The 14,012-nt window shown below is 72.4% G+C and carries 10 protein-coding genes; 5 read left to right on the top strand and 5 right to left on the bottom strand.

Annotation, left to right across the window (positions count from 1 at the left end; genetic code table 11):
- Positions 1-11 precede the first annotated feature (11 nt).
- Positions 12-2,099: a restriction endonuclease gene (locus ACFW2G_RS16015; protein ID WP_384581526.1), complete on the top strand. Its 2,088-nt coding sequence runs from the start codon at positions 12-14 to the stop codon at positions 2,097-2,099.
- A 217-nt stretch (positions 2,100-2,316) separates the two neighbouring features.
- Positions 2,317-3,234, top strand: coding sequence for a CAP domain-containing protein (locus tag ACFW2G_RS16010; RefSeq protein ID WP_384448375.1), 918 nt, complete (start codon positions 2,317-2,319; stop codon positions 3,232-3,234).
- Between the two features lie 27 nt (positions 3,235-3,261).
- On the opposite strand, the gene ACFW2G_RS16005 is transcribed toward ACFW2G_RS16010, so the two are convergent.
- Complete coding sequence (locus ACFW2G_RS16005) at positions 3,262-4,404, bottom strand: CobW family GTP-binding protein (protein WP_384448372.1); 1,143 nt, start codon at positions 4,402-4,404, stop codon at positions 3,262-3,264.
- Between the two features lie 24 nt (positions 4,405-4,428).
- On the bottom strand, positions 4,429-5,589 hold the full coding sequence (locus tag ACFW2G_RS16000) for a citrate synthase/methylcitrate synthase (protein WP_384448369.1): 1,161 nt from the start codon (positions 5,587-5,589) through the stop codon (positions 4,429-4,431).
- Between the two features lie 80 nt (positions 5,590-5,669).
- Here ACFW2G_RS16000 and ACFW2G_RS15995 point away from each other — a divergent pair, with 80 nt between their 5' ends.
- The 3 genes from ACFW2G_RS15995 to ACFW2G_RS15985 all read left to right on the top strand — a co-directional run bounded on the left by ACFW2G_RS15995 (position 5,670) and on the right by ACFW2G_RS15985 (position 9,521).
- Positions 5,670-6,905: a citrate synthase gene (locus ACFW2G_RS15995; protein WP_037929741.1), complete on the top strand. Its 1,236-nt coding sequence runs from the start codon at positions 5,670-5,672 to the stop codon at positions 6,903-6,905.
- A 301-nt stretch (positions 6,906-7,206) separates the two neighbouring features.
- Positions 7,207-8,823, top strand: a complete 1,617-nt coding sequence (locus ACFW2G_RS15990; protein ID WP_384581524.1) for an ATP-binding protein — start codon at positions 7,207-7,209, stop codon at positions 8,821-8,823.
- Positions 8,820-9,521, top strand: coding sequence for a response regulator (locus ACFW2G_RS15985; protein WP_384581522.1), 702 nt, complete (start codon positions 8,820-8,822; stop codon positions 9,519-9,521). Before ACFW2G_RS15990 ends, ACFW2G_RS15985 begins: the two co-directional genes overlap by 4 nt.
- A gap of 64 nt (positions 9,522-9,585) precedes the next feature.
- Here ACFW2G_RS15985 and ACFW2G_RS15980 read toward each other — a convergent pair whose 3' ends face one another.
- From ACFW2G_RS15980 to ACFW2G_RS15970, 3 genes are all read right to left on the bottom strand, one after another.
- Entirely contained in the window at positions 9,586-11,178 is a 1,593-nt protein-coding gene (locus ACFW2G_RS15980; protein ID WP_384581520.1) for a cation acetate symporter, read from the bottom strand.
- Entirely contained in the window at positions 11,175-11,660 is a 486-nt protein-coding gene (locus tag ACFW2G_RS15975) for a DUF485 domain-containing protein (RefSeq protein WP_384448357.1), read from the bottom strand. The genes ACFW2G_RS15980 and ACFW2G_RS15975 overlap by 4 nt, the downstream gene beginning before the upstream one ends.
- 176 nt (positions 11,661-11,836) lie before the next feature.
- On the bottom strand, positions 11,837-13,957 hold the full coding sequence (locus ACFW2G_RS15970) for a type IIA DNA topoisomerase subunit B (RefSeq protein ID WP_384448353.1): 2,121 nt from the start codon (positions 13,955-13,957) through the stop codon (positions 11,837-11,839).
- Positions 13,958-14,012 lie beyond the last annotated feature (55 nt).

Below are 14,012 nucleotides of genomic sequence, written 5' to 3'. Positions count from 1 at the left end.
ACACAGAGCTGATGAGTCGTCGGTCGGGCGGGTTGATCGGGGACTGGGCCGAGGCCCAGCGCCGGATGCAGCAGACACAGCTGATCCAGCACCGCGAGGCGGAACGCCGGCAACGGGCGTACGAGCGCGAGGCGGCCCGGGGACAGCGCGAGCAGCAGGCCGCCTACCGGCAGCACCGCGAGGCCGAGGCACGACGGCGCACCGAGCGCATCGAGGCAGAGGTCGCCGCCCTGCAGGGGCTGCTGGCGGCAGGCTGCCGGGCTCCGGCGTTCCGTACGGCCGCGCTGGTCAGACCGGAGCGATTGGAGCCCTTCGCCCCGGGGAACCTCGCGCATCCGCTGCCGATGCCGCGCCTGGAGCAGTTCCAGCAGCAGAACACCGGCTGGACGCTCGGCTCGCACCGCCGGGCACAGGCGGAGCGCGAGGCGCACGCCCGCTACACCCAGGCCTGGCAGGCGGCGCATGCCGCGGAGATGCAGCGGCAGCAGCAACTGGCCGCGTACCGACAGCAGTACGACCAGTGGGCGGCGCAGCAGCTCGCGGGGATCCGGGAGCACAACGACGGCCTCGCCGAACTGGCCCGGTCGCTGCGCGCGGGCGACCCGGATGCGGCCGTGGAGTACTTCTCGGCAGCCCTCTACGCGTCCACCGCCTGGCCCGAGGCACTGCCGAGGCAGTTGGCGGCCGCGTACGACCCGGGCACGCGCGAGCTGGTGCTGGACTGGCAGCTGCCGGGCTTCCGGGTGGTGCCCGAGGCCAAGTCGGTGCGGTACATGCCCAGCACGGACCAGGACCGGGAGACGGCCCGCCCGGTGACTCAGCGACGCGCGCTCTACCGCGACCTGCTGGCACAGTGCCTGCTGCTGGTGGTGCGCGAGCTGTACGCGGCGGACGAGTTCGGCGCGCTGGAGTCCGTCGTGGTCAACGGGTTCGTGGACGACCACGATCCGGTGACGGGGCAGGAGGCGCGGATCGTACTCGCCTCGGTGTCGACCGCCCGCACCGCCTTCGCGGGGCTCAGGCTGGAACAGGTCAGCGCGGTGGACTGCCTGCTGGAGGGGCTGCGCGGGCAGCTGTCGGCGCGGCCCGACCAGTTGACGGCCGTACGGCCGGGGCGCAGGCCCGACGAGGTCGGCGGCGGAGTCGTCAGCCACGGCGGGGACGCGGCCGAGGACGAGGAGCCCGACCTCTTCGTCATGGACCCGATCGCCTTCGAGAACCTGGTGGCGGAGCTCTTCCGGGCGATGGGCATGGAGGCGCTGACCACGCAGCGGTCCGGCGACGGAGGTGTGGACATCGAGGCGAACGACCCCTCCCCGATCACGGGCGGACGGATCGTGGTCCAGGTCAAGCGCTACCGCAACACCGTGCCGCCCACGGCGGTACGGGACCTGTACGGCACAGTCCAGGACAAGGGCGCGAACAAGGGGGTGCTGGTCACCACCTCGTCCTTCGGACCGACGTCGTACACCTTCTCCAACGGCAAGCCGCTGGAGCTGGTTCCCGGCGACCGGCTGGTGGAACTCCTGCACCAGTACGGGCTGCGCGGGCGCCTCGGCGACGGTCCGGCGGCCCCGGTACCGGCACAGCGCGCTGCCGAGCCCGCCCCGCCGGCCGACCACAACGTGCTGGGCATGACCTGGTCGGGGCGGGTCGCGCTGGACGTGTGCGCCCTCGTCTGCGCCGGCAGCCGGGTGCTGAGCGAGGACCACTTCGTGTTCTTCAACAACCCGTGCACGCCCGACGGTTCGGTACGGACGCGGGCACACGCGGCGCCGGACAAGGCGGCACTTGAGGTCTCCTTCGACGCCTTGCCATCCGGGGCCGACCGGCTGGTGCTCGTGGCCGCCATCGACCCGGAGGCCGATCCGCACGCCGACCTGGCCGGATTCACCGACGCCCGGATCCGGCTCCTGGACGCGTCGGGCGCCGAGGCGGGTCGGCTGGAGGTCTCCGACGGCCGGGCCGGAGAGACCGCGCTGGTGCTCGGCTCCTTCCGGCGCCGGTCCAACGGCGACTGGGACTTCGTGATCGGCGGCAAGGGCTACCGGGGCGGCCTGGAGGACCTGCTGCGCGACTACGGCGTCGAGGTCGCGTAGGGGCGGACCGGGACCGCGGCCCGCATGCCCCGCCCGCCCCACCGGCGAGGCGGCGTACCCGGACGGCTCCGACGGGGCCGACGCAGCCGGGTCGGCGCGGATCCGGCCGGATCACGCGGATCACGCGGATCACGCGGAGAAAGTGTTATCGCCGCCCGCCCCGCAGGTCTCCTCATGTGTCAGGCCGAGTGGGCCGTCACACCTCTGAGGAGATGCGATGCAATTGCGCGACGACGAGTTCGGACAGGACGGGGACCGGGCGACGGTCGACACGGCGGGGACGGGCCTGCCTTCCGGGCCTCGCCACGCGGGCCGGGTGACCGGTGGCCGCCGCCGGGCCCGCAGGAAGATGCCCGTGCCGGCAGCGGTCGCCACTGTGGTCCTGCTGACCGGGGCCGGGAGTGCGTACACCCTCATATCCGCCGATGCCCCTGCCCGCACCGCGGCGACGGCGTCGTCCTCGACCCCGTCCTCCGACGCCGTCGGCCCGGGCCCCCTGGGTGAGCCGTCGGCCGACCCGGCCTCACCCACCGCCGCTGCGGCGGAGGGGACCCCCACGGCCTCGGCGACGCCGAGCGCGAGTGCCACCACCGCCGCGTCCCCTGCGCGTGCCGCGTCGGCCGAACCGTCGTCCGGGCGGTCCGCGAAGCAGGAGCGGTCCGCGCAGCCGACCCGCGCCCCTTCGGGGACCGGTCCGGTGGGGCCGGACCCGAAGATTGCGGGCGCCCGCACCTCGACCCAGGACGTCCAGGTGGCCGAGTCGTTGTCCCTGCGCTTGCTGAACGGCGAACGGGCCACCGTCGGGAGGCCTCCGCTCGCGCTCAAACAGGACCTCAGCACCTTCGCCCGCACCTGGGCCGAGCACATGAGCAAGAACGGGTTCGGCCACTCCTCCGACCGGGACCGCGCGCACCTGAAGACCGGCTCGCGCACCTGGACGGGCGAGAACATCGTCTGGTGGAGCGATGCCTCGATGACCGCCCAGGAAGCCGCCGAGAAGTTCCAGTCGATGTGGCGGCACAGCCCCGGCCACTACAAGGGCCAGGTCAATCCGGAGTTCACCGAGGTCGGTGTGGGCATGTACCGGGACGCCTCCGGCTGGTGGGGCGTCCACGTCTTCTCGGACGGCGCGTAGGGGAAGGACCGGGGCCGGCGCCGCGGGTCAATACATCCGGGTTGTCCCGGGCGAGTCCGGCCCGGGGACGTCGCTCCCGTCCGCCCCGGGGGCGTCGCCCTCCTCCGGGCCGGGGGTGTCCTCCCCTTCCGGCCCGGGCCGGTCGACGTACCGCAGCACGCCCCACATGGTCTCGGGGTTCACGTCCTGGGGGCTCTGCTCACGGCAGGCCGCCAACTCCCTCACCAGACCTTGGCCGTCGGTGCCCGAGCCGATCAGGACCAGCTGCGTCAGGCGTGCTTCGCCCCGCCCCCAGGGCCGCGGGGCGAAGCGGAGGAAGCGGCCGACCGCCTGGATCTCGTAGCACTCCCCGTGACCCGGGACTCCGAACCACACGAAACCCTTGATCCGGTAGAGCCCGGCCGGGCGGCGGTCGAGGAAGTCCATGAACCGGCGCGGGGAGAGGGCCTGTTCCGAGGTGAACTCCGTGCTCTCGTAGGCGGCGTGCGCGTGGGTGCGGTGGTCGTGGCCCTCGGCCTCCGCGATCAGGTCCTCAAAGGACAGCTGTCCCCGGGTCTCGGTCCAGGGCCTGCGGTCGAAGAGCAGCTCCGGGTCGATGCGGCCGTGGGCGGCGCCCACCACCGGGGTACCCGGCGCGCAGAGCGTGGCGAGTGCGCTCTCGATCCGGGCCCGTTCGTCCGCGTCGACCCGGTCGGTCTTGTTGAGCACGACCAGGTCCGCGACGGCGAGATGGCGGTCGGTCTCCGGGTGCCGGACCCGGGTCGCGTCGAACTCCGCGGCGTCCACGACCTGCACCATGCCGCCGTACCGGACGGCCGGGTTCTCGTTGGCCACCAGCATGCGGATCATCTCCTGGGGCTCGGCCAGCCCGCTCGCCTCGATGACGATCACGTCGATCCTGTGGACGGGTGCGGAGAGCTTCTCCAGGTACGCGTCCAGCTCGCTGCCGTCCACCGCGCAGCACAGGCAGCCGCCGCCGAGGGAGACCATCGAGTCTCCGACCTGGCCGGCCACCGACATCGCGTCGACCTCGATGGATCCGAAGTCGTTGACGACGACGCCGACGCGGGTGCCTCCACGGCTGGCGAGGAGGTGGTTCAGCATGGTGGTCTTCCCGGATCCGAGGAATCCGGCGAGGACGACGACGGGGATGGGCTGCCTGCTGTTCACCCGGTCGATCGTATCCAGGCCCGGTCAGTGCGGCGGCGGAACGGGCTGCGGCGGGGTGGGGCCCGTGTACCGGGCGGCCGGACGGATGATCTTGGAGTCGGTGGCCTGCTCCAGGATGTTCGCGCTCCAGCCGACGACCCGGGCGGCGCAGAAGGTCGGGGTGAACATCTCGCGCGGCAGCCCGCACAGCTCCATGACCACACCCGCGTAGAACTCCACGTTGGTGTGCAGTTCACGGCCCGGCTTGAGTTCGGCGAGGATCTCCTCCACCTGGCGTTCGACCTCTACGGCGAAGTCCACGAGGGGCCCGCCGAAGCCGAGGGCGATCTCGCGCAGCATGCGTGAACGGGGGTCCTCGGTGCGGTAGACGGGGTGCCCGAACCCCATGATCCGCTCGCCCGCGAGGACGCGCCCGCGGATCCAGGGTCTGATGCGGTCCACGGTCCCGATCGCGTCGAGGGTGTCCAGGGCGCGGCTGGGGGCGCCCCCGTGCAGCGGGCCGGAGAGCGCGCCGATGGCCCCGGTCAGGCAGGCGGCGACGTCGGCACCGGTGGAGGCGATCACCCGTGCGGTGAACGTCGAGGCGTTGAAGCCGTGGTCGACGGTGGATATCAAGTACCGCTCGACGGCACGGGCCCGAGCCGGGTCGGGCTCCTCGCCGGTCATCATGTAGAGGTAGTTGGCGGCGTACGGAAGATCCTCGCGCGGCTCGACCGGCTCCAGCCCCCGGCCCAGCCGGTACAGGGCGGTCAGGAGGGTCGGCACCGCGGCACATGCGGCCAGCGCGTCCGCCGCGCGGCGCTCGGGGGTGAGGTCGTACACCGGCCGGAAGCCGGCGGACGCACCGAGCAGCGAGAGCGCGGTGCGCAGCCCGGAGAGCGGGCCGGACAGCCGGGTGGCGCGGGCCAGGTCCGGCAGGGCCGCCCGCACCTCCTCGCGGACCGGGCGCAGCGCGGCGGTCTCGGCGGCGAAGGCGACCCGTTCGGCGGGGTCCGCCGGGAGCTCGCCGCGGAACATCAGGTGCCACACGTCCTCGAAGCTGCGGCAGGAGGCGAGCTCTACGGCCGAGTACTGGCGGTAGTGGTAGAAGCCCTCGCGGCCCCGGACGTCGCCCAGCACGGTGTCGGTGACCACGACTCCCGCGAGGCCCCGCGGTCCTTCGACGGTGCTTTCGATGGTGTTCATGCATCGAACATCTACGATGGATTCCATCACTGTCAATATTGATTGAATCAATATACGGATCCATCTGTAGGGTGGGCGGCATGAGTGACCAGACGGACGGCGGACGCCGGCTCAGCACGCAGGAGGCGGCCCGGGTGCTGGGCGTGAAGCCGGCCACCGTGTACGCCTACGTCAGCCGGGGCCAGCTCACCAGCCGACGTGATCCGGCGGGGCGCGGCAGCAGCTTCGACCCTGCGGAGGTGACGGCGCTGGCCCGGCGGAGCCGGCGCGAGGCGGCCCCTCCGCCGGCCGGTGAACTGTCCGTCCGCACGTCGCTGACGCTCATCGAACCCGACCGGTACTACTTCCGCGGGGTCGACGCCGTGGCCCTGGCCTCGCAGTACCGCTACGAGGAGGTCGCCGAGTGGCTCTGGACGGGAACCGTCACCCCCGGGGCACGGTTCACCGCTCCCCCGGAGGTGCTGGAAGCCGCCCGCCGGACGGTGGACGCCCTGCCGGCGCACAGCGGCCCCATCGACCGGCTGCGGGTGGCGGTCGCCGCCGCCGCGGTGGCCGATCCACTGCGCTTCGACCTGTCCGAGGAGGCCGTTCTCGGCTCCGCGCGCTGCCTGATCCCGACCCTGGTCGGCGCTCTGCCGACGGTGGGCACCGGGTGGGCCGGTGACGGCCGGATCGCCCGGCAGCTGTGGTCCCGGCTGACGCCGCGGGAGCCCGATCCGGATGCCCTCGCCGCCCTGGACCTGGCCCTGACACTGCTGGTCGACCACGACCTGGCCGCCTCCACGCTGGCCGTACGGGTGGCGGCGTCGGCGCGCGCGCATCCCTACGCGGCGGTGTCCGCCGGGCTCGGCGCGCTCGAAGGACCCCTGCACGGGGCGGCCGGGCGGCTCGCGCACCGGATGCTGGGGGAGGTGCTGGAACGGGGCGGCGCTGCGCCGGTCGTCGCTGAGTACCTGCGCGCGGGACGCCGGGTTCCGGGCCTGGGCCACCGCCTCTACCAGGGTGAGGATCCCCGCGCGGCGGCGCTGTTCGCCCGGCTGGAGGGGCTGGAACAGGCCGCCCCCGCACTGGCGGCGGCCCGTGAGGTGGTTGCCGTGATGGCCCGTCAGGGCGGTCTGCATGCCAATGTGGACCTGGCACTGGCCGTGCTGACATTGGCCTGCGGGATGGCCGCCGAGGCCGGGGAGACCGTGTTCGCGGTGGCCCGCACGGCGGGCTGGATCGCCCACGCGCTGGAGGAGTACCAGGAGCGCCCGCTGCGCATGCGCCCGAGCGGCGACTACCGGGGCCCCCGTCCGCCCCGCCCGATTCCCTAGTGCTGTGGCCGGAGAGGTGTGCCGGCTCGCAGCGTCCGGTGCGGCGCACGGCGGAGGGCCGCAGCTCGCCCCCGGCGTCCTCCCGCGGTCCGACAACGCGGCGAGGTGCCGTGCCGGGGCCCGCGAGGCGGTGAACCTTTCTGGCCAGAGCACGAGGCGCCGCCGCCGACCGCCACGACACCCGTGTCGTCCGCGTCACCCGCAAGGGCCCATGGCCCATGGCCCGGGCACGGAGCGGGGTGCCCGACGAACGGCGCCCGGACATTCCGCTCGCACCGGGGCCGACCTACCGTTGCTGTCCATGCGGTTCCCCCTCATCAGCGCTCGGCGCCTCGGGCTGCCCAAGCGGGCGGTCTCGCAGATCCTGCTGGCCCAGTTGGCCATCGCGGCCGGAGTCGTCGTCCTGGCCACGGGGCTGTTCCTCGCGCCGCTCGGCGCCCAGCTCGATGACCAGGCCATGCGCCGCGCCCTGGCCATCGCGCAGAGCGCCGCGGCGGACCCCGCGATCGCCGCGGGTCTCCTGGAGACCGCGGCGTCGGCGGACGGCCCGGTGCAGGCCTCGGCCGAGCGGATCCGCAAGGCGACCGGCGCCGAGTACGTCGTCGTCCTCGACCGGGACGGCATCCGCCACTCGCACCCGAGCCCCGACCGGATCGGCCTGCCCGTCTCCACCGACCCGAGCGACGCCCTGGCGGGCCGCGAGGTCATGGAGATCGACGACGGCACCCTGGGGCGCACCGCACGCGGCAAGGTCCCCCTCGTCGCCGCCGACGGCGAGATCGTCGGCGCCGTCTCGGTCGGCATCGCCTACGACAGCGTCCGCGACCGCCTGCTCGGGGCCGTCCCGGGGCTGCTCGCCCACGCCGGCGGCGCCCTGGCCGCGGGCGCCCTGGCCGCCTGCCTGCTGTCCCACAGGATCCACCGCCAGACCCGCGACCTGGCCTTCTCCGACATCGCCGGCCTGCTCGCCGAACGCGAGGCCATGCTGCACTCCGTCCGGGAAGGCGTGATCGCCCTCGCCCCGGACGGCCGGGTCCGGCTGGTCAACGACGAGGCCGCCCGGCTGCTGGGCCTCACCCCGGACTCCACCGGCGCCTTCGCCGGACACCCTCTGGACGACGTCCTCGGTGCCGGCCGCACCGCCGACGTGCTCTCGGGCCGTGTGACGGGCCGGGACCTGCTCACCGTCCAGGGCCCCCGGGTGCTGGTCGCCAACCGCATGCCCACGGCGGACGGAGGCGCCGTCGCCACCCTGCGCGACCGCACCGAGCTGGAGCACCTGAGCCGCGAACTCGACTCCACGCGCGGCCTCATCGACGCCCTGCGCGCCCAGGACCACGAACACGCCAACCGCCTCCACACCCTCCTCGGCCTGCTGGAACTGGGCCTGCACGAGGAGGCGGTGGAGTTCGTCACCGAAGTCGTCGGCGCGCACCGCACGACCGCCGAACAGGTCACCGAGAAGGTCCACGACCCGCTGCTGGCCGCCCTCCTCGTGGGCAAGGCCACCGTCGCCGCGGAGCGCGGCATCCCCCTGCGGCTGGCGTCCGCCACGCTCCTTCCCGACCGCCTGGTCGACCCGGGCGGGCTCGTCACGATCGTCGGCAACCTGGTGGACAACGCCCTGGACGCCGCCGCCGGCGGGACGGCGCCCCTGGTCGAGGTGGAGCTCCGCGCGGAGGGCCGTACCGCCGTGCTGCGGGTGCGCGACAACGGCCCCGGAGTCCCCGCCGCGCGCCGCGAGGAGATCTTCACCGAGGGCTGGTCGACCAAGCTGCCCCGGGCCCACCGCGAGCGCGGGCTGGGCCTCGCCCTCGTACGCCGCCTCGCGGAGCGGCAGGGCGGCAGCGCCCGGGCCGGTGAAGCAGCGGACGGAGGGGCGGAATTCTCCGTCGTACTTCCGGAGGCCCTGCGATGAACGAGACCCCGATCCACGTATTGGTCGTCGACGACGACATGCGTGTTGTCCAGATCAACGCGGCGTACGTGGCGAAGGTTCCCGGATTCCGGGTGATCGCTCAGGCCCGTTCCACCGCAGAGGCCCTGGACTTCCTCTCCGCCCACCCGGTGGACCTGGTCCTCCTCGACCACTACCTGCCCGACGAGAACGGTCTCGACCTGGTCCGCCGTCTGCGCCAGCGCGGCGACGGCACCGATGTGATCATGGTCACCGCCGCCCGCGACCTCGCAACCGTGCAGGCCGCGATGCGCCTCGGAGCACTCCAGTACCTGGTCAAGCCGTTCACCTTCGCCGGCCTGCGCGCCCGCCTGGAGGCCTATCGTTCGCTGCGCCGAACCCTGGCCACGGGCGGCGAGGCCGAACAGGACGAGGTGGACCGGATCTTCGGCGCCCTCGCCGGTGCTGCGTACGAGAACGAGCTGCCCAAGGGCCACTCCCCCACCACGGCCGAGCTGGTCCGCCAGGTGCTGCGCCCGGCCGAAAGCCCGCTGTCCACCCAGCAGATCGCCGACCGCGCCGGTATCAGCCGCCAGACCGCCCAGCGTTATCTGAAGCTCCTCGAACGCTCCGGCCGCGTCTCCCTGGCCCTGCGCTACGGCGGGACCGGCCGCCCGGAGCACCGCTACGCCTGGATCCCGTCGGACGGGCGCGCCTGAGGCCTACGCCCGGCACCCCGCCTCCTGCCCGCCCCCCCCTGCAGCCTGCGCAACCGGTCGCGGCTCAGACCGCTCCCGCGCCGGTCAGCGAGCGAACCTCGATCTCCGCGTGCTTCGCCTCGTCCGGTTCCTCGCCCGAGGTGACCGTACCCACCCAGCCGGCCAGGAAGCCCAGCGGGATCGAGACGATCCCCGGGTTCTGCAGCGGGAAGATCTGGAAGTCCACCCCCGGGAACAGCGACTCCGCGCTGCCCGACACCACCGGCGAGACCAGCACCAGCAGCACCGCCGGAACCAGGCCCCCGTACACCGACCAGACAGCCCCCCGGGTGGTGAAACCGCGCCAGAAGAGCGAGTACAGCAGCACCGGAAGGTTGGCCGAGGCCGCCACCGCGAAGGCCAGCCCCACCAGGAACGCCACGTTGAGGTTCTGCGCGAGCAGCCCGAGGGCGATGGCCACCGCGCCGATCCCCACGGCCGCGGCCCTGGCCACCGAGACCTCGCTGCGCTGCCTAGCGTGCCTGCGCTTGAGCGAGGCGTACAGATCGTGGGCGACGGAGGCGGACGAGGCCAGGGTGATCCCGGCCACCACGGCCAGGATGGTCGCGAAGGCGATGGCGGCGACGAAGGCGAACAGCACCGCACCCCCGGTGGTATCGGCGCCGCCGCCGAGGAAGGCCGCCAGCAGGGGGACGGCCGTGTTCCCCGAGGCGTTGGAGGCCCGTACCTCGTCGGGTCCGACGAGGGCCGCCGCCCCGAAGCCGAGCACGATGGTCATCAGGTAGAAGCCGCCGATCAGCCCGATCGCCCAGACCACCGAGCGGCGGGCCGCCCGGGCGGTGGGCACGGTGTAGAAGCGCGACAGGATGTGGGGCAGGCCCGCGGTCCCCAGGACCAGGGCGAGACCCAGGCTGATGAAGTCGGCGCGGGCCGTCCAGTCCCCGCCGTACTTCAGGCCGGGGCTCAGGAACGCGAGCCCGTGCCCGCTGCGTTCGGCGGCGCCGGTGAGCAGCCGGCCGAAATCGCCGTGGAAGCGCAGCAGCACGAGCACGGTCAGGGTGATCGCCCCGCCCATCAGCAGCACGGCCTTCACGATCTGGATCCAGGTGGTGGCCCGCATACCGCCGAAGGAGACGTAGACCACCATCAGGGCGCCCACCCCGATCACCGTCAAGGTCCGTGCCGCGGCGCTCGAGTTGCCGAGCAGCAGCCCGACCAGACTGCCCGCGCCGACCATCTGCGCGACGAGGTAGAGCACGGAGACGACGACCGAGGAGGTGCCGGCGGCGATCCGTACCGGGCGCTCGCTCATCCGGGCGGCGACCACGTCGGCGAGGGTGAAGCGCCCGCAGTTGCGCACCAGTTCGGCCACGAGGAAGAGCACGACCAGCCAGGCGACCAGGAACCCCACCGAGTAGAGCAGGCCGTCGTAGCCGAAGAGGGCGATCAGCCCGGAGATGCCGAGGAAGGACGCGGCGGACATGTAGTCGCCCGCGATGGCGAAGCCGTTCTCCATCGGGGAGAAGAGTCTCCCGCCGACGTAGAACTCCTCGGCGGAACCGTGCCGGTTGCGGCTGACCCAGGTGGTGATGCCCAGGGTCACCGCGATGAAGAGGCTGAACAGCATCAGCGCGAGGGTCTGGTGCTCACTGGTCACCGGCCTGCCCTCCTCGCCCGGCTCCGCTCCCGGCCGTGTTCCTGCTCGAAGACGGTCCAGCGCAGGTCGAGTGCGGCCCGGTCCCGGCGCAGCCGTGCGTGCCGGGCGTAGGCCCAGGTGAGCAGGAAGGTGCTGAGGAACTGCCCCAGCCCCGCCAGCATGGCCACGTTTACCGCGCCCAGGACGGGCCGTGCCATCAGGCCGGGCGCGGCCGTGGCGGCCACCACGTAGGCGACGTACCAGAGGAAGAACCCGGCGGTCGCGGGGACGACGAAGCGGCGATACCGGCTGCGGACCTCTTGGAAGGCGGCGCTGCGCTGCACTTCCCGGTAGATGTCGGATGCGCCGGGCGTCGGGCGGCCGACCGGGGCCGGCCGGGGCGGGTACGGTTCCGCGCCCTCGCCCCAGCCGACGGCCAGCGCGTCGTACCAGGGGTCGTCCAGCCGGATCGTTCCGGCATCGCGGCCTTCGTGCTTGTCCACCGAACTCTCCTTGTCCGCTGCCGCATTGGCCGCGTGCCCCAAGGATGTGCGGAATGGACGGTTTCCGGACTGGTGTACCGGTGCTCTTCACTCCAACAGGTGATGCAGCGAAGAGCACCGGTGTGCCGTGGCGCCCGCCCCGTGTCAGATGCCGCCGGCCGCCGGCGGCGTTCCGCTCAGGCGTCGATGCGCGAGCGGTCCAGCGTGGCCGCGGAGCTCGTGATGAACTCCTTGCGCGGGGCCACCTCGTTGCCCATGAGCAGGTCGAAGACCTGCTCGGCGGAGTCCAGGTCGCCGATGTTGATCCGGCGCAGGGTGCGGAAGCGGGGGTCCATGGTGGTCTCCGCCAGCTGGTCCGCGTCCATCTCGCCGAGGCCCTTGTAGCGCTGGATCGAGTCCTTGTAGCGGATGTTCTTGCGCTGGTACTCCAGAAGAGTTTGGCGCAGTTCGTTGTCCGAGTACGTGTAGACGTACTTGTCCTGGCCCTTCTTGGGCTGGACCAGCTCGATCCGGTGCAGCGGCGGGACGGCCGCGAAGACCCGGCCGGCCTCGACCATCGGCCGCATGTACCGCTGGAAGAGCGTGAGCAGCAGACAGCGGATGTGGGCGCCGTCCACATCGGCGTCGACGAGCAGCACGATCTTGCCGTAGCGGGCGGCGTCGATGTCGAAGGTCCGGCCCGATCCGGCCCCTATGACCTGGATGATCGCACCGCACTCGGCGTTCTTGAGCATGTCCGAGACCGAGGACTTCTGGACGTTGAGGATCTTGCCCCGGATGGGCAGAAGCGCCTGGAACTCGGAGTTGCGGGCGAGCTTCGCGGTGCCGAGGGCGGAGTCGCCCTCGACGATGAAGAGCTCGCTGCGGTCCACGTCGTCGCTGCGGCAGTCTGCCAGCTTCGCCGGAAGGGAGGAGGTCTCCAGCGCGGTCTTGCGGCGCTGCGCCTCCTTGTGCTGGCGGGCCGCGATCCGCGTCCGGGCGGCCGCGACGATCTTCTCCATCACGGCGCGGGCCTGCTGCTTGTCGTCACGCTTGGTGGAGGTCAGGAAGGCCTTGAGCTCCTTGGCGACCACCGCCGCGACGACCCGGGTGGCGGCCGAGGTGCCGAGCACCTCCTTGGTCTGGCCCTCGAACTGCGGCTCGGCGAGACGGACGGTGACGACGGCCGTCATGCCCTCCATCGCGTCGTCCTTGACCACGTCGTCCTCGGCGACGCGCAGCAGCTTGGCCGAGCGAAGCACCTCGTTGACGGTCTTGGTCACGGAGCGTTCGAAGCCGGTGACGTGGGTGCCGCCCTTGGGGGTGGCGATGATGTTCACGAAGGACTTGACGTTGGTCTCGTAGCCCGTGCCCCAGCGCAGCGCGATGTCCACACCGAGATCGCGGGTGACCTCGGCGGGGGTCATGTGGCCGCGGTCATCCAGGACGGGGACGGTCTCCTTGAAGGTGCCCGAGCCGGTCAGCCGCAGCACGTCGCAGGCGGCCTTGTCCTGGGCCAGGTACTCGCAGAACTCACTGATGCCCCCGTCGAAGCGGAAGGTCTCCTCGGTCTTGCCGGCCCCGTCGATGGCCCGCTCGTCGCGGACGACCAGGGTCAGACCGGGGACGAGGAAGGCCGTCTGGCGGGCGCGCTGGTAGAGCGTCTCCAGGTTGAGGCGGGCGTCCTTGAGGAAGATCTGGCGGTCGGACCAGTAGCGGATCCGGGTGCCGGTCCTGCCCTTGGCGATGCGCTTGACCTTGCGCAGGCCGTTCGCCGGGTCGAAGGGGCTGTCGGGGCCCTGCTCGGTGAACATCCCGGGGACGCCGCGCCGGAAGCTGATGGCGTGCGTGGCGCTCCCCCGGTCGACCTCCACGTCCAGGCGGGCGGAGAGGGCGTTGACCACCGAGGCGCCGACGCCGTGCAGGCCGCCGGAGGCGGCGTACGAGCCGCCGCCGAATTTGCCGCCCGCGTGCAGCTTGGTCATGACGACCTCGACACCCGACAGGCCGGTCTTGGGCTCGACGTCCACGGGGATGCCGCGGCCGTTGTCGCGGACCTCGACCGAGGAGTCCTCGTGGAGGATCACCTCGATGTGGTCGCAGTAGCCGCCCAGGGCCTCGTCGACGGAATTGTCGATGATCTCCCACAGGCAGTGCATGAGGCCCCGGCTGTCGGTCGAGCCGATATACATGCCGGGACGCTTGCGGACGGCCTCCAGCCCTTCGAGGACGAGCAGGTGCCGCGCGGTGTAGTTGGAACCGTCCCGGTCTGCTCCGGGCAGCAGCGCGCTGGAAGGCACGGACGTGTCGGCGGTCACGCAGTTCGCTCCTCGCTGAATTTCTTTTCTGGCCCTGTCGGGCGCAGGGGTGGCT

Origin of the sequence: Streptomyces sp. NPDC058880 (genome assembly GCF_042742535.1) — a bacterium.
Taxonomy (GTDB): Bacteria; Actinomycetota; Actinomycetes; order Streptomycetales; family Streptomycetaceae; genus Streptomyces.
The sequence above is the reverse complement of the archived record's forward strand: the minus strand, read 5'-3'. Positions and strand labels throughout refer to the sequence as shown.